14 protein-coding genes, 2 riboswitches and 1 other annotated feature are annotated in these 16,345 nt (G+C 54.4%); of the genes, 4 read left to right on the top strand and 10 right to left on the bottom strand.

Annotation, left to right across the window (positions count from 1 at the left end):
* Positions 1 to 65: 65 nt before the first annotated feature.
* A riboswitch (Lysine riboswitch) is annotated at positions 66 to 237 on the bottom strand.
* Between the two features lie 65 nt (positions 238 to 302).
* The 10 genes from zupT to murB form a co-directional block, all read right to left on the bottom strand.
* Positions 303 to 1,097 carry a zinc transporter ZupT gene (gene zupT / locus DG046_RS06880; protein ID WP_108831772.1) on the bottom strand — a complete coding sequence of 265 codons (795 nt, stop codon included), beginning with the start codon at positions 1,095 to 1,097 and terminating at the stop codon, positions 303 to 305.
* A gap of 116 nt (positions 1,098 to 1,213) precedes the next feature.
* Positions 1,214 to 1,726 (bottom strand): folate family ECF transporter S component, encoded by a 513-nt coding sequence (locus DG046_RS06875; protein WP_108831771.1) that lies wholly within the window; start codon positions 1,724 to 1,726, stop codon positions 1,214 to 1,216.
* A gap of 28 nt (positions 1,727 to 1,754) precedes the next feature.
* A riboswitch (THF riboswitch) is annotated at positions 1,755 to 1,850 on the bottom strand.
* Between the two features lie 45 nt (positions 1,851 to 1,895).
* Complete coding sequence (pyk, locus tag DG046_RS06870; protein WP_108831770.1) at positions 1,896 to 3,641, bottom strand: pyruvate kinase; 1,746 nt, start codon at positions 3,639 to 3,641, stop codon at positions 1,896 to 1,898.
* 8 nt (positions 3,642 to 3,649) lie between these two features.
* The gene (locus DG046_RS06865) at positions 3,650 to 4,609 is read right to left on the bottom strand and encodes an ATP-dependent 6-phosphofructokinase (protein ID WP_108831769.1); all 960 of its coding nucleotides are present in this window, start codon (positions 4,607 to 4,609) and stop codon (positions 3,650 to 3,652) included.
* A gap of 3 nt (positions 4,610 to 4,612) precedes the next feature.
* Entirely contained in the window at positions 4,613 to 8,047 is a 3,435-nt protein-coding gene (locus tag DG046_RS06860; protein ID WP_108831768.1) for a DNA polymerase III subunit alpha, read from the bottom strand.
* Positions 8,048 to 8,095: 48 nt separating this feature from the next.
* Complete coding sequence (locus tag DG046_RS06855) at positions 8,096 to 8,356, bottom strand: HPr family phosphocarrier protein (RefSeq protein WP_108831767.1); 261 nt, start codon at positions 8,354 to 8,356, stop codon at positions 8,096 to 8,098.
* Between the two features lies 1 nt (position 8,357).
* Positions 8,358 to 9,302, bottom strand: coding sequence for a DNA-binding protein WhiA (whiA, locus tag DG046_RS06850; RefSeq protein WP_108831766.1), 945 nt, complete (start codon positions 9,300 to 9,302; stop codon positions 8,358 to 8,360).
* A gap of 27 nt (positions 9,303 to 9,329) precedes the next feature.
* On the bottom strand, positions 9,330 to 10,340 hold the full coding sequence (locus DG046_RS06845) for a gluconeogenesis factor YvcK family protein (protein ID WP_108831765.1): 1,011 nt from the start codon (positions 10,338 to 10,340) through the stop codon (positions 9,330 to 9,332).
* 1 nt (position 10,341) lies between these two features.
* Positions 10,342 to 11,178 carry an RNase adapter RapZ gene (gene rapZ, locus DG046_RS06840; protein ID WP_108831764.1) on the bottom strand — a complete coding sequence of 279 codons (837 nt, stop codon included), beginning with the start codon at positions 11,176 to 11,178 and terminating at the stop codon, positions 10,342 to 10,344.
* A complete protein-coding gene (murB, locus tag DG046_RS06835; protein WP_108831763.1) occupies positions 11,175 to 12,062 on the bottom strand; it encodes a UDP-N-acetylmuramate dehydrogenase in 888 nt (295 codons plus the stop codon). Before murB ends, rapZ begins: the two co-directional genes overlap by 4 nt.
* A gap of 110 nt (positions 12,063 to 12,172) precedes the next feature.
* Positions 12,173 to 12,404, top strand: a binding site (T-box leader).
* 56 nt (positions 12,405 to 12,460) lie between these two features.
* Here murB and DG046_RS06830 point away from each other — a divergent pair.
* The 4 genes from DG046_RS06830 (at position 12,461) to DG046_RS06815 (ending at position 16,176) form a co-directional block, all read left to right on the top strand.
* Positions 12,461 to 13,501: a methionine ABC transporter ATP-binding protein gene (locus tag DG046_RS06830; RefSeq protein ID WP_108831762.1), complete on the top strand. Its 1,041-nt coding sequence runs from the start codon at positions 12,461 to 12,463 to the stop codon at positions 13,499 to 13,501.
* Positions 13,501 to 14,166 carry a methionine ABC transporter permease gene (locus DG046_RS06825; protein WP_108831761.1) on the top strand — a complete coding sequence of 222 codons (666 nt, stop codon included), beginning with the start codon at positions 13,501 to 13,503 and terminating at the stop codon, positions 14,164 to 14,166. Before DG046_RS06830 ends, DG046_RS06825 begins: the two co-directional genes overlap by 1 nt.
* A 30-nt stretch (positions 14,167 to 14,196) precedes the next feature.
* On the top strand, positions 14,197 to 15,135 hold the full coding sequence (locus DG046_RS06820; RefSeq protein ID WP_108831760.1) for a MetQ/NlpA family ABC transporter substrate-binding protein: 939 nt from the start codon (positions 14,197 to 14,199) through the stop codon (positions 15,133 to 15,135).
* A 162-nt stretch (positions 15,136 to 15,297) separates the two neighbouring features.
* Entirely contained in the window at positions 15,298 to 16,176 is an 879-nt protein-coding gene (locus tag DG046_RS06815) for a MetQ/NlpA family ABC transporter substrate-binding protein (protein WP_108831759.1), read from the top strand.
* Positions 16,177 to 16,345: the final 169 nt, after the last annotated feature.

Genomic DNA, 16,345 nt, shown 5'->3' with positions numbered 1-16,345 from the left:
CAATCGAAAAAAGAGCCATGATACTATCATGACTCTTGATTATTTCACGAGAATAAAAACTCAAAAGGCACGATAGCTCTCCGTTCCGTAGAACGACAGTACGCAGGATATTCTCCTACGTCCCGGTGATAGCGACTTGTGGACACAAGCGACTAACCCTCGGCACGTCACCCTTTCACGATTATCCATTGACCGGAGATAAACGTTACTGATGTGAAGTGCGCCTCTATCATGTGGATTCGATTGTTGAGTATGAGTATAGCACACCAAAAAGGAATGTCAAGGAAAAAAACAAATTCTTTTTATAAAATAATTAAGCTGGCGCCCATGACCATCATGCCGAAGATCAGGCCCAAGAGAGACAAATGGGTCTCGCCGTAGGCGCGGGAGGCGGGCAAAAGCTCGTCGAAGGAGATCAAAACCATGATGCCCGAAATGGCGCCGAAGACCACGCCGAAAAGGGTGGGCGTGAGAAAGGGGCGCAGCAAGAGATAGGCCAAAATGGCGCCGATGGGCTCCGAGACGCCGCTTAAGAAGGTGAGCCACAGTGCCCGCTTCTTGTCTCCCGTGGCGAAGTAAATGGGGGCCGCCACGCCGATGCCTTCGGGAATGTTGTGCATGGCGATGGCCACGGCGATGGAAAGGCCCATGGCCGGATCCATCAAACTCGTCATGAAGGTGACCATCCCCTCGGGAAAGTTGTGGATCCCGATGGCGATGGCGCTTTTCAGTCCCACCTGCTCCAAGGCGAGCTCTTCGCTCCTCTCTTCCATTTCCTCTTCGGTTTTAATTTCGTGGGGCTCGTCGGCTTCCGGCACCAGGTGGGAAATGATGCCGAAGACGGCCATGGACCCGAAGAAGGATGCCAGCACCATCCACTGAGCCTGTTTGTCTGCCATGGTCTTCATGAAATTTTCCTGTGCCATGGGCATCATTTCCATAAAGGAAATAAAAATCATAACCCCGGCGGAAAAGCCCAGGGCGGATGAAAGAAATTTCTTATTGTCCGACTTCGACACAAAGACGATCAGGGCGCCGAACATGGTGGCGAGACCGGCCAAGGCGGAACTTACAAAAGCAACTGCGACATTGGACATACTAACTCCTATTTCTGTTTGCGGCATGCGCCGAAAAGACGTCTGACGCCAATTATTTTACCATATATTCCGTAAAAAAACGCCCCGCCACCGATTCACAGTGGCGAGGCGCTCATTTAACGAAACAGCCGAGCGGCTTCGTCGACGAGCCGTTTTAAAATCAAGACTTGTACGACGATTTTTATGACGAGCATCAGGCCTTGGAAGGGAAGTTTTGCCGCAAACAGGGGCCCGTAGGGGCTGCCCGTGAGCATGTGCACCCACACGGTGCCTAAGCAAACATTCACCACCAATGTGGCCACCACATTGGCCAAGATGATGCGTTTCAAAGTCAGCTCTTTTTTGTAGAAGAAATAGCCGTAGATCACCGCGCCTAAAAAGGCGTTAAAGGTGAATCCCGGGAAATAAGGTCCCGTGGGTTTGGTGACGAAGCCGATAATATCGGCCACCGCCGCCGCGATCCCCGAGGGGATGGGCCCTGCCACCGCCGAGGCCAAGGTGACGGGAATGAAAGAGAAGCTGATTCTCTGCACGCTTCCCAGGTCGATCCCCAAGGTGCGGGTAAAGACGATTTGAAGCGCCACCATGACGGCCAAAAAGGCCAGTTTCTTCGTATTCAATTGTTTCATTTTTCCTCCTTAAGCTGCTTAAGAGGACAGCAGCGGATGCGACAGAAGATAGCGAGCCTCTTCACTCTTCGTTTGAGAGCAACTTCCCATCTCTCAACACTTAACGCCTTCTGCCTACTCTACTTACGAAACAATTATATGCATTTGCCGCTGTTCATGCAAGGCCGCCCTACTTCGTGCGCACATTCCCCAAGAAGATTTCCCCGGTGTCGGCGTTCATTGTGATGACGTCGCCGGATTTCAGGCCGTCGGTGATTCCCTTGCAGCCCACGATGGTGCATTTGCCCAGGGACAAACCGGCGATGGCCGACGGGGAGGTGAGGCCTTCTTCTTCTGAGATAAAGCCGCCGGCCCGAGCCAAATAGGGCGCCAGAGCTTTTTCGTAGCTTTTCGCCACGATAATGTCACCGTCGGTGAAGTCCCGCATGTAGGCCCCGTCTTCGGAGACGATTCTTGCCCGGGCGGTCTTTTTGCCCATGACGATGCCCACGCCTTTGTGGAGCGTCGAGGCCACTTGATGGACCTTCACCACATTGGTGCTTCCGGCCACCCCTTGGGGAATCCCCGCCACCATGACGATTAAATCCCCTTCTTTAATGAAGCCTGCCCGCTTCACGATTTTCGCCGTTTCTTCGAAAATTTGCTGTTGATTGATCGCACCCTTGACGCCGGTGACGCCCCACTGCAGGCTCATTTGCCGAAGCACGGCGTCGTCTTCGGTGACGGCAAAGACGTCGGCTTTCGGGCGAAACTTCGCCAGATTTCTCGAGCTGTATCCCGTGGCCGTGGCGATGACGATGGCATCGGCGGAGATTTCTTCCGCCATTTCCACGGCGTGGCGCACGATGACATTGGTGGTGCTTCGCTTAAACTGGCTGCCCTTATTTAAAATATGTTCGTAATCCAGGGCGGCTTCGGTGAAGGCGCAGACCTTGGCCATGGTCTTCACCGCCTCCACCGGGTACTTGCCTCCTGCGGTTTCTCCCGAGAGCATGACGGCGCTGGTGCCGTCGATAATGGCGTTGGCCACATCCCCCACTTCCGCCCGCGTGGGCCGGGGATTTCGAATCATGGAATCCAACATTTGCGTGGCGGTGATCACGGGAATCCCTTCGTCGATGGCCCGCTCGATTAATTGCTTCTGCACCAGGGGCACACGCTCCGTTTCGATTTCCACGCCCATATCGCCTCTCGCCACCATGATGCCGTCGGCAAAGGAGGCGATTTCATCCATATTGTCGATGCCCTCTTTGTTTTCGATTTTCGCGATGACCTTGATCCCCTCGCCGCCGTGGCTTTCCAGGACATTGCGAATGGCGATGAGGTCGTCTTTTTTTCGAATAAAGGAGGCGGCGATAAAATCCACTCCTTCCTCGATGCCGAAGCGAATGTCTTCCACATCTTTATCCGTGAGGGCCGGCAGCTGAATGGAGGCTCCGGGGACATTAATTCCCTTGTGGTCCTTAATCACGCCGCCGTTTAAGACTTTCGTGTGGATGGTCGTGTTTTCGATGCCCACGACTTCAAGGGCCATGAGCCCGTCGTCCAGCAAGATGACCTGACCCGGCGCCACGTCTTTATAAAGACTGTCGTAGGTAATGGAGACGCCCGCCGCGTCCCCTTCCCCTTCGTCGGCGTAAAGGGCGAAGGCCGCCCCTTCGTTTAAAGTGGCCTCCCCTTCTTTAAAGGTGACGGTTCGAATCTCCGGTCCCTTTGTGTCCAGCATGAGGGCGACGGGCAGATTCATTTCCTCCCGCACTTTTTTGATCCGATCCATGGTTTCTTTGTGGCTCCCGTGGTCGCCGTGGGAAAAATTCAGGCGACACACATTGACGCCCTCGGCGAAAAGGGCCCGCAAAGTGGCCTCGTCCCAAGACGCCGGGCCGATGGTGGCTACGATTTTTGTCTTTTTCATCGTCCCTCCTAAATCGAAATTTTATCCAGTAAGTGGTACATGTCGCGGTCGAAGGTTTTTTCCACGGCCAGGGCCTCTTCCAGATCCATGGCTTTGAGCTCCCCGTGAACCAAGCCGAGGGCAAGGGATTTTTTCTCGCCGCGGCAGTAAGCCACCGCCTCGGCCCCGAGGCGCGACGCGTTGATTCGGTCGGCACCGGTGGGAATGCCGCCTCGCTGCACATAGCCCAGCACGGTGACCCGCGTCTCGATGCCCGTGGCCTCTTCCAGATCTTTCGCCAAGGCGTAGGCGGAAAGCTTGTCTTCCGTAAGAAGAATAATGTGGTGGCGCTTGCCGCGAAGTTTGCCGGCGAGCATTTTTTTCTTCACACCGTCGAAATCGAAATCCACCTCGGGCAAGATCACGCTCTCCGCCCCGCCGGCGATGCCCGCATAAAGGGCCAAATCGCCGCAGCGCCTGCCCATGACCTCCACAATATTGGCCCGCTTGTGGGCGCTTGAGGTGTCGCGAATCTTTCCGATGGCGTCCAATATGGTTTCGATGGCCGTGTAAAAGCCGATGCTGCCGTGTTGGTAGCCCAAGTCGTTGTCGATGGTGGCGGGAATGGTAATCACCGATTGGCCCAGTTTCGACAGAGCCAGGGCCCCGTGCATGGAGCCGTCGCCGCCGATGACCACCAAATGCTCGATGTTCATGGCGTCCAAATGCTTTTTCGCTTCAATCAGCCCTTCTTCCGTGCGCATTTTTTCCGAGCGGCTCGTGCCCAAAATGGTGCCTCCCTTGTGAATAATGTCGGCCACGGAAGACAGGTCCATGTTCATGGCGTCCTCGTTAAAAATGCCGGTGTAGCCGTTTCGAATCCCCAGCACCTCTTTGTTTTCGTAGACCGCCGAGCGCACCAACGCCCGTATGGCTGCGTTCATGCCCGGCGCGTCGCCGCCGCTTGTCAATACTCCTATGGCCATAATGCCTCACTTTCTGATTATATCCTTCTCGGGATCCACGTATCGGCTCAGATCCCGAATCAATTCGTCGTCGCAGTTTACCGCCAGGCGTTTCGGAAGGCCCAGGGCTTTTTGCTCATCGGTAAAGTATAAAATCACGGAAACAGAACCCCTGTGGTTTTCCAGCACGCCTTCGATGTCTTTTTGAAGGTCGCGGTTTTTCAGGCGGATAAAGAGCTTCTCCTCCGCCTCCACATCTTCCAATGGACGTATGGATTCCACCAAGACCTTGCCTTCTTCCACCTCGCTCCCCTCGATGCGGCCCGTGACGGTAATGAGCTTTCCCTCTTCAAAAAGGCCCGGGAGCAGAGATGCGTAAACTTGGGGAAAGACCACGAGCTCGATGGTGCCGTAGAGGTCTTCCAAAATGCCGAAGGCCATCATTTTATTTTTCTTCGTCACCAAGGTTCGCGTCTCACGCAACATGCCGCCTAAGGTGCGATTAAACAGGACGTCCGTGGTTTCCAGGGCCTCTTTAATATCCGCCGTATCCGTATTGGTTTGGCGCTTTAAGCTCTTCGTGTAAGCTTCCAGGGGATGGCCCGAGACGTAAATGCCCAGCACGTCCCGCTCGTATTCCAGCTTCTGCTTTTGATCGTAGTCCTTGAGCTTCGGAAGGGCTTCGTCCATGGCGCTTTCCGTCTGTTGAAACAAGCTCACCTGGCCGGGGATGTTTCGTTTGTTTTCTCCCTGTATCTGGTCCATGAGCTTGTCGTAGACGGCCAGGTACTGAGGCCTGTTGCCCCCGAGGCTATCAAAGGCGCCGGCCTTGATCAAGGATTCCATGCTGCGCTTGTTCATGGCCCCGGGGGCCGCTTTATCCACCCGGCGAATAAAATCCGTCATGGAGGTGAAAGGCCCTTCGCCCCTGGCCTCTTCAATGGCGCGGACGAAATTGGCCCCGACATTCTTAATGCCCTTCAGGCCGAAGCGAATGGCTCCGTCTTCCACATTGAATTTCAAATAGCTCTTGTTCACATCCGGCGGCAGGAGGGAAATGTTCAGCCGCTTCACTTCCTCGATGTACATGCGCATGTGATCGCTATTGGACATAAAGGAGGTGATCTGGGCCGCCATAAATTGCGCCGGATAGTAGCGCTTCAGCCAGGCCGTGCGGTAGGCCACCACGGCGTAGGCCACGGAGTGGGATTTGTTAAAGGCGTAGTTGGCGAAGTCGATCATGAGATCGTAGATCTTGTCGGCGCTGGCCTCGTCCACGCCCTTTCTCAGGGCGCCGGCCACGTCCACTTCCCCGTCGTCGTTTAAGCTGCCGTAAATAAAGTTCTGCCGCTCCTGTTCCATGACGGCCATTTTCTTCTTGCTCATGGCCCGGCGCACCAAGTCCGCTCGGCCCAATGAGTAGCCGCCGACTCGGCGCACGATTTCCATAACCTGTTCCTGATACACGATGCAGCCGTAGGTTTCTTCCAAAATATCCTTCACCGCCTCGTGGGGATAGGTGATCTTCGAGGGATCGTGTTTCGATTCCACGAATTTCGGAATCTGGTTCATGGGCCCCGGCCGGAACAGGGCGTTGGCGGCGGCGAGGTCGGCGAATTTCGTGGGCTTTAATTCCTTCAAGAAAGCCCGCATGCCCCCGCTTTCAAATTGAAACACGCCCAGGGTCTCCGCCCGCTGAAAGAGCTTCAGCACCTCGGGATCGTCGTAGTCCATGGCGTCGAAGTCGATTCTCTTGCCGTAGTCCCGCTCGATAAAGGCAAGGGCGTCGCGAATCACCGTGAGAGTCCTCAAGCCCAAAAAGTCCATTTTCAACAGGCCCAGCTCTTCCAACTCGATCATATTAAATTGGGTGGAGATGATCTCGCCGTTTCGCGTCAGAGGCACGTAGTCGGTCATGGGATTTTGACTGATCACCACGCCGGCGGCGTGGGTGGAGGTGTGCCGGGGCACGCCTTCCAGGCGACGGGCCAAATCCAAGAGCCGGTGCACGTCCTCTTCTTCGTCGTAGGCTTTTTTCAGCGACGGCGAAATTTCCAGGGCCCGATTCAAGGTGATGTTTAATTCATTGGGCACCTGTTTCGCCACAAAGTCCACGCGGCCGTAGGGCAGATCCATGACCCGACCCACGTCGCGAATGGCGGCCCGGGCGCCTAAGGTTCCGAAGGTGACGATTTGCGCCACGTGGTCTTCCCCGTATTTGTCGATAACGTAGTCGATGACCTCTTCTCTGCGTTCGTAGCAGAAATCCACGTCGATATCCGGCATGCTCACCCGCTCGGGATTTAAGAATCGCTCGAAGAGCAGGCCGAACTTCAGGGGATCCACGTCGATGATCTCGAGAGCATAAGAAACCACGCTCCCCGCCGCGCTTCCCCTGCCCGGGCCCACTTCGATGCCGGAAGCGCGGGCGAAGGCGATGAAGTCCCACACGATGAGGAAGTAATCCGTGTAGCCCATGGAAAAAATCGTATCCAGTTCAAATTCTACCCGATTGCGCACGGCCTCATTCACTTCGCCGTAGCGCTTCACGAGCCCCTTTTCCACCAACTCCCGCAAATAGCCTTCGTTGGTGTAGCCTTCCGGCAGTTCGAAATGGGGCAAATGTAAGTGGTGAAATTCCAGTTCCACATTGCAGCGATCGGCAATTTTCGCCGTGTTCTCCAAGGCCTCAGGGGCGTAGGGGAAAAGCTCCGCCATTTCCTCCGGACTCTTCACGTAAAATTCGTCGGAGGGGAATCGCATGCGCTGCTCTTCCTCTAAAATCGACGCCGTTTGAATGCACAAAAGGGCGTCGTGGGCATCGGCATCTTCTTTATTTAAGTAGTGGCAGTCGTTGGTGGCGACAAGGTCGATCCCCGTCTCCTTGGAAAGGCGCAGGAGCTTTCGGATCACTTCTTTCTGCTCCCGCATGCCGTGGTCCTGAAGCTCCAAAAAGAAATTATCTTCGCCGAAAATTTCCCGGTAACGCAAAGCCGCCGCCTTGGCCTCGGCCTCGTCGTTTTGAAGAAGGGCCTGTTGCACCTCCCCGCCCAAGCAGGCGGAGGTGGCGATGATTCCCTCGCTGTGCTTCCTTAAATCCTCCATGTCCACCCGGGGCTTGTAGTAAAAGCCGTCCACATAGCCTGTGGAGACGATGGCCATTAAATTTTCCCAGCCCACCTGATTTTCCGCGAGAAGAATCAAGTGGTAACGCCGATTGCTCTTATCCGTCACGGATTTATCCTGCTTCGTGACGTAGACTTCGCAGCCCAAAATCGGCTTCACGCCCGCCGCCTTCGCCGCCTTGTAAAAGGCCACCATGCCGTACATATTTCCGTGGTCCGTCAAGGCCACGGCATCCATGCCCATGGCCTTCACCCGCTCGGGAAGGTCGGCGATTTTCGTAAAGCCGTCTAAAAGCGAATACTCCGAGTGCAAATGCAAGTGTACGAAAGATCCCATAGTCGTCCTCTCTAAATAAAAAAAGAGCTGTCGAAAAGGCCAGCTCTTTTAATTTAATTGATTTTCTACAAATTCAACCATGCCCTCGACGGCCTCGTCCTCGTCCTTGCCTTCGGCCCGCAGGATAATCTCTTGACCCGAGAAAATACCCAAGCTCATAATGCCGATAATGCTTTTGCCGTTGACCTCTTCGCCGTCGCGAATAATCGTAATGTCCGATTCGTACTGATTGGCCGCCCGAACGAACATGGCCGCCGGTCTGGCGTGCAGACCCTCTTTGTTTTTAAGTATTACCTTGGACTCTTTCAATTTATTCTCCTCTCAGCTTTTCCGCCAGCTCGTGTATTTTTTTCAGGCGGTGATTCACGCCGCTTCTCGACATCTTCGGTTCCATCATTTCGCCGATCTCCGCTAAACTTGCCTCGGGATGGTTCATGCGACAGGTGGCCACGGGGATGAGCTCCTCGCCCAAAGCCTGAAGGCCCACGGTCTTTTGAATCAGCTCGATGTCCCGCATCTGCCTCGACGCGGCGTTGACCGTCTTGGAAAGATTGGCCGTTTCGCAATTCACCAGGCGGTTCACATTGTTCCGTACATCTTTCACCACGCGGGTGGATTCGAATTCCAATACGGAGCGGCTCGCGCCCATAAATGCCAGAAGATCGGAAATTTTTTCCGCCTCTTTTAAGTAAAGAATGTAGTCGTCTTTTCTGTAAATGCCCTTGGCCGAAAAACCTACCCGCGAAAGCCACTTGTTTATATCGTCGCCGTGGGTCTTGTCGTGAGAAATCAACTCTAAGTGATACCTCTTCGACGGACTGGTCACGGACCCCGCCCCTAAAAAGGACGCGCGAATGTAGGCGCGGATCGACTGTGCATCTCGAAGGAGGGCCGGATCCACGGCATAGTGCATTTGAAAAACATTGTCGGGACGAAGGAAATCGCTATCCATAAGAAGAGAACGAACCGATCCTTCGTCGGTCATGCGTATGCGGTACTGTTTGTTTTTCTTTAAATACATGTTCTGCGTCGCCGCCACTTCCACGTCGCTGCCGAAGAGCCGCTTAATGGCAGACAGGATGCGCCGGGCCACGGAGGCATTCTCCGTGTGGAAGGAAAGGTCTATTTTCAGCCCTTCCCTCAGGCGAATCACGCCGCAGGTGCGCACATAGGCTGCAAGCTCCGCGTGAAGAATCGCCATGTCTTCCATGGGCACGCGGGCCAATTCATTTTTTACATCTTTCGAAAAACTCACAGTCTCCTCGATTCTACTCCCTCTCTATTATAGAGCAGTTCTTCTTTCCTTGCAATGGATTTCCCGATAACGGTCGCATAAGCTTAAAAGTCGTTGGGCCACGGCGAGGCCGTCGTGGCGAATGAGCTCGCCTCCTGTGGCCATAAAGGTCCCTTCCTCCACGTCGACGCCGCGGGTTGCGAGAACTTTTCGCTCCTCGTCCGACAAATAAATGGGCTGCACCCCTTCTTCGCGGGCGTACTTTTCGAAAAGCTCCGGATCCGTTTTTGCATCGTTTGCAAGAATGCAGGTCACCGGCCTCATAAGACCGTGAGCTTTTAAGGCGTCCAGGTGGTCAATGAGGCCCATGCCCTCGGTCTCGCCCCGCTGCTCCATCATATTGGCCACGTAAACCAAGGGCGCGGGGGATTCGTTCAGAGCCCGGGCCACTTCCGGCACGAGGAGATTGGGAATCAGGGACGTGTACAAGCTCCCAGGCCCGAGGACCAAGAGATCCGCCGATAAAATTTCCTCGATGCAATCGTCGTTGGCACGAGGCGCCCGCGGTGCCAATTCGATGGAGGTAATGGCCGCGTCGTTTTCGTAGGCGTAGCGGGGAATGGCACTCTCGCCGCGAATGCTCGCCCCGTCGGCGTAATGGCCGATAAGGGCGATGGATTCTTCCGTCACGGGAAGCACGCGCCCGGTGATTTTTAATACTTCCGCCGCTTCCTTCACCCCTTCGGCGAAGCCGCCGTAAATATCCGTGAGGGCCGTAATAATTAAATTGCCCATGTTTTGATCTTTCAAATTCCCGTCTTTAAAGCGGTACTGCAAGAGGTTTTTCAGCGACGGCTCCGCATTGGCGAGGGCCACCAAACAGTTTCTCACGTCCCCCGGAGGAAGCATGCCGTAATCCCTGCGGAGCATGCCGCTGCTCCCGCCGTCGTCGGCCATGGTGACGATGGCCGTAATGTCGTCGCTGAAGCGCTTCATCCCCCGCAAGAGGACGGAGATGCCCGTGCCGCCGCCGATCACTACAAATTTCGGATCGCTCATGCTACACGCCTAAATCCCTGTGGCCGACGATGACGCCGTAGCCCGCCTCGCGCAGGGCCTCTCCCAGCCTTTCTGTCATGGCCACGGAGCGGTGAAAGCCGCCGGTGCATCCGATGCCGATGGTCAAATGCTCCTTCCCCTCCGCCACGTAATCGTCGCCGAAGGTCTTCATGTAGTTGACGATAAAGGCGACGAAGTCCTCCGCCTTTTTCTTCCCGAAGACGTAGTCCCGGGTTTCGGGATTCAGGCCGTTTTTCGCCTTCAGTTCGCTGACGTAATAGGGATTGGGCAAAAAGCGCATGTCGAATACCAGATCCGCCTCTTCCAAAATGCCGTTTTTGAAGCCGAAGGAGATCACAGAGATGCCCAGCTTGCCCCGCTCCTCGATTAAAATGCTCTTCAGGCGAATTTTTAAATTATAATTGGTCATCTTCGACGTGTCAATAATGTGATCCGCCCGGGCGCGGAGGGGCTCCATGCGCCGCTTTTCCTCTTCGATGCCCTTGGCGATGGAAGAGCTCAGGGGGTGGGGGCGGCGCAGCTCCTTGAAGCGCTGAATGAGCACGTGGGGATCCGCCTCCAAATAGATCACGGTGACATCATCCACTTCTTTGTCCAGGGTTTGAATGGCAACGTCCAGCTCGTTAAAAAACAGGCCGCTTCGTATATCTAAAACCAAGGCCACCAAAGGCATTTGAGCCTCTTCCACCATTTCGATAAACTTCGGAAACAGGGCCGGCGGCAAATTGTCCACGCAGTAGTAGCCCAAATCCTCCGCCGCTTTGAGCGCCTGGCTCTTGCCGGCGCCGGAAAGGCCCGTTAAAACTAAAAGTTTCATTCCGTCTCTCCCAATACTTTTACTTCCGTCTCCAGTTCCACGCCGTGTTTTTCGTACACCGCTTCCTGCACCGTGCGGATCAATTCCACCACGTCCTTGCAGGTGGCGCCGCCGCAGTTAATGACGAAGCCGCAGTGCTTTTCGGACACTTGGGCACCGCCGTGTTTGAGGCCTCTCAGGCCCGCTTGGTCGATGAGCTGCCCGGCGAAGTAGCCTTCCGGGCGCTTAAAGGTGCTTCCGGCCGAGGGATATTCCAGAGGCTGCTTCGAGAGGCGCCGTTGCCACAATTCGTCCATGCGGCTTCGAATGGCCGCCATATCCCCCGGCTTTAATGCGAAGGTGGTTTCTAAAACCACGAGCTTTTCGTCGTAGACCCGGCTGTTTCTGTATCGAAAGTCCATTTCATCTCCGGGGATCACTTCCGTGGTGCCGTCGTGGTGCATGACCTTTACCGATTCCACCACGTCCTTCATTTCTCCGCCGTAGGCACCGGCATTCATGGTCATGGCGCCGCCCACGGCTCCGGGAATGCCGTGGGCAAATTCCAGGCCTTCCAGGGAAGCCGCACAGGCCGCTTCCGCCACTTTTCTTAACGAGGCGCCGCTTTGGGCGATGACCCGCGTGCCGTCCACCTTCACATCGGAAAAATAATTTTCCAGGCGAATCACAGCCCCCCGCATGCCCTTGTCGGACACCACCATATTCGTGCCCTTGCCCATGACCATCCAGGGCATGTTTTCTCTTTGAACCGCGGCGATCACTCGGCGCAGCTCCTCCTCGGTGCGGGGCTCGATAAAGTAATCCACGGGTCCGCCGATTTGAAAACTGGTCACTTCCTTCATGGGGTAATGCTCGATGATGTGTTCTCTTACCAATTCGTCCATGTATCTAAACTCCTTTGTTTTTATTTCTGTAAACCTATTGTACCAAAGAAATGCAAAGAAAGTTCAAAAAAGGGGGTTGACAAGTGGCGGAGGTCCTTGTTAGAATTGTGCCAACGAGTTTGACGAGGAGAGTATCTCGAAGGGATCGAACTACAGAGAAGCTTCATTTGGTGAGAGAAGCGTTTTGGTTTTCGAGTGAACATGGCCTCTGACTCTAAGGGTCGATACGAGATTCTTACAGGTGCGCCTGTTACAGCGCCGGAGTATGATGGTACTCGTTGAGGTGTAAATCGTGAGGTTTACATAAATAAAGGTGGTAACACGATTTCTATCGTCCTTTTTTCCTATGCGGAAAGAAGGACGTTTTTTTATTTTCATTTTGAACGAGGAGGTTCATCGTGATCGACTTGAAACATATTTCCGTGGTCTTCGAAAAAGACCGCAAGCGCTTCACGGCGGTGGACGATGTGTCCATTAAAGTGGAGCAGGGCGATGTCTTCGGCATCGTCGGCTACTCCGGGGCGGGGAAGTCCACCCTGGTTCGCACCATCAATCTCTTGCAGCCCCCCACATCCGGGGAGGTCATCGTAAACGGCGAAGACTTAACCAAGCTTCCCGTAAAGGAGCTGAGGCAGCGCCGCAAAAAAATCGGCATGATTTTCCAGCACTTTAATCTCATGAACGCACGCACCATTTTAGGCAATGTGCTCTACCCGCTGAAAGACAGCAAGCTCTCCGATGCAGATAAAGAGAAAAAGGCCATGGATCTTTTGCGGCTGGTGGGCATCGAAGAAAAGGCCCACAGCTATCCCCGAGAACTTTCCGGCGGACAGAAGCAGCGGGTGGCCATCGCCCGGGCCCTGGCCAATGATCCGAAGATTCTCCTCTGCGACGAAGCCACCTCGGCCCTGGACCCCCGCACCACCACGTCGATTCTCCATCTGTTGAAGCGACTGAACAAAGAGATGAACTTAACCATCGTCCTCATCACCCACGAAATGCAGGCGGTGAAGGAAATCTGCAACAAAGTCGCCGTCATGGAATCGGGGCGGGTGGTGGAATCCGGTTCCCTTATCGATATTTTCGCCAATCCCCAAGAGGAGATTACACAACAGTTCGTAAATACCGCGAGCCACTGGGACGAAACCATCGACAAGCTCAAGGACCACGGCTACTTCAATGCCGAGGATCCCACCAGCGAGCTCATCCACCTGCGCTACATCGGTGCCTCGGCCACGAACCCGGTCTTAAACGACGTGTTCACGAAATTCCACGTGAAGACCAATATTTTGTCCGGTAGCATCGAATTTTTGGAAGATGTGCCCTTCGGCAATCTGGTGGTGCTCTTTGAAGGATCCCCCGACGCCATTAAACAGGCGAAGCAATACATGATCGATCAAGACGTCGACCTTCGCGTCGTCGATAAGGAGGTGATTTAATGGACTTTTTTGCCAACGCCATCGCATCGAAGCAAGACTTTATTACGGAGACCGGCGCCACCATCTACATGGTCGTGGTCACCTCGATTATCGCCGGCATCATCGGCATGTTAGGCGGCCTGGCCCTGACCCTCACCCAAGAAGGCGGCCTGTGGGAAAATCAAAAAGTGTATTGGGTCTTGGACAAAGTGGTCAACATCTTCCGCTCCATTCCCTTCATTATATTATTGGCCCTCATCTCTCCCGTAACCCGCGCCATCGTGCATACCACCATCGGCAACACCGCCGCCATCGTGCCCCTCGTCGTAGGGAGCGCCCCCTTCTACGCCCGGCAAATTGAAAATGCCTTGGCCGAAGTGGACGGCGGCATCATCGAAGCGGCGAAATCCATGGGGGATTCCCCGGCGAACATCGTCTTCGGCGTCTATTTAAAGGAAGGCCTTCCCGCCATCTTGCGGGCCAGCGCCATGACCATCATCAGCCTCATCGGCCTCACCGCCATGGCCGGCGCCGTGGGCGCAGGGGGCCTTGGAAACCTGGCCATTACCCGCGGCTACAACCGCTACCAAAACGACATCATCATCGTTTCCACCGTCCTCATTTTAATCTTGGTATTTATTACCCAGGGCATCTTTAACCTGTGGGTAAAGAAAGTACAACACTAGAGCACAGTCACTTTAAGAAAGGAGCTCATCATGAAGCAATTATTTAAGAAAGTCACCTCCATCGCCCTTCTCTCGGCCCTGGTTCTCACCGGATGCGCCGGCGGAGGAAACAACGCGGCGAAAGACAATGCCGCCGAAAACAACGCTGCGAAAAACAACGCCGCCGCACAAAAAACCGACGAGAAAAAAGACGGTCAAGTCGTAAAAATCGGCGTCGTCGGCGACGACCAACGCCTCTGGGAAAAGGCCAAAGAAAATGCCGAAAAAGACGGCGTCACTTTGGACATCGTGGTCTTTAACGACTACAACACCCCCAACGACGCTTTGGCAAACGGCGACATCGACTTAAACGCCTTCCAACACAAGGCCTTCTTAGACGATTACAACGAAGCGAAAAAGCAAAACCTCGTGCCCATCGGCATGACCTACCTCTCCCCCATCGGCGTCTACTCCGACAAGATTAAGGACTTAAAGGAACTGAAAGACGGCGCGAAAATCGCCATCCCCAACGACGCCACCAACGGCGGCCGCGCCCTGATCGTGCTCGAGCAAGCGGGCGTCATTACCTTAAAAGACGACGCCGGCCTCGTACCCACGGTAAAAGACATTAAGGAAAATCCGAAGAATGTAACAATCGACGAACTGGATGCCGCCCAAGTGGCCCGCTCCCTTCCCGATGTGGACGCCGCCGTCATTAACGGCAACATGGCCGTAGACGCCGGATTGGATCCGAGAAAAGATACGATCTTCGTCGAAGAAATGGGCGAAAGCATCGCACCCTACATCAACTACGTCGTGGCTCGGGAAGAAGATAAGGACAACGAACTGTACAAAAAAGTCGTAAGCTATTACCAACAAGACAATGTAGACGAACTTCTCCAAGAACTTTACAAAGGCAGCCAATACGCCGCATGGAAATTGGATCTGAAAGATCTGGGCCAATACGGCGAGGCGAAAGACGCGAAATAAGTTTGAAGAAAGAAGGTCTGTGATGAAAAAGAAAGGGCGAATGCTCTACCCCTCCACCCGCTTGCGAGACGGCCGCTCCGGCGGCCTCGGGTGTGAAGGGCTCAATTGACCACCCGCTGTCGGCTTCGGCCAAAAATCTGAATTAGAAAAGGAATGATACCAATGAAACACATTTTTAAATCCCTGACCGCCGTTCTCTTATGCGCCTGCTTCCTCTTTACCGCTACCGCTTGCGGGAAAACGGAGGATGCATCGCAACAAAAAACCGTCAAACTGGGTCTCGTCGGCGACGACCAACGACTGTGGGAAAAAGCCGCGGAGCTTGCGGCGAAAGACGGCATTAAAATCGAATTCGTCAAATTCTCCGACTACAACACCCCCAACGACGCACTGGTAAACGGCGATGTGGATCTGAACGCCTTCCAACACAAGGCCTTCCTGGACGCCTACAACGCGTCGAAAAACACGGATCTCGTCCCCATCGGACGCACCTTTATCTCCCCCATCGGTGCTTACTCGAATAAGATCAAGGATTTAAAAGATGTGCCCCAAGGCGGCAAGGTATCCATTCCCAACGACACCACCAACGGCGGGCGGGCCCTCTTCCTTTTGGAAGCCGCAGGCCTCATTAAACTGAAAGACGACGTGGGCGTGAGCCCCACCAAGGCGGACATCGTGGAAAACCCGAAGAACATCACCATCGACGAGTTGGATGCCGCCCAAGTGGCCCGCACCCTTCCCGACGTGGATGCGGCGGTGATCAACACGAATCTCGCCATCGACGCCGGCCTCTCTCCGAAAGACGATGCCATTTTCATGGAACCGGTCAACGAAAACTCCGCCCCCTACATTAACTACGTGGTGGCGCGGGCCGAAGACAAAGACAACGAACTCTACAAGAAAGTCGCTTCCTACTACCGCACCCCGGAAGTCAAGAAATTAAACGACAGCTTGTACGAAAAGACCCAGCTCATGGCTTGGGAACTTGATATTCCCGATGCCGGCAACACGGCGGATCCCGCCTATCGCCCCGGCAAGTAATCTGATCCTCCTTTAGCAAAAAGCCCTTCGGGGCTTTTTTTGGGCTCTATAATATCCGTTGGGGAGTAACCTCCTCAATGGATATTTTTGTGCAAAAAGATAGCACTTGTTTTCCCTATCACCTAAAATTAAATCACCACAAAATAATAAAGGAGGGCAAACAAGTGCA

It is taken from the genome of Aedoeadaptatus coli, from assembly GCF_900343085.1.
Classification (GTDB): Bacteria; Bacillota; Clostridia; order Tissierellales; family Peptoniphilaceae; genus Aedoeadaptatus; species Aedoeadaptatus coli.
Note: the sequence above shows the minus strand (reverse complement) of the source record. Positions and strands in the feature narration are given on the sequence as shown.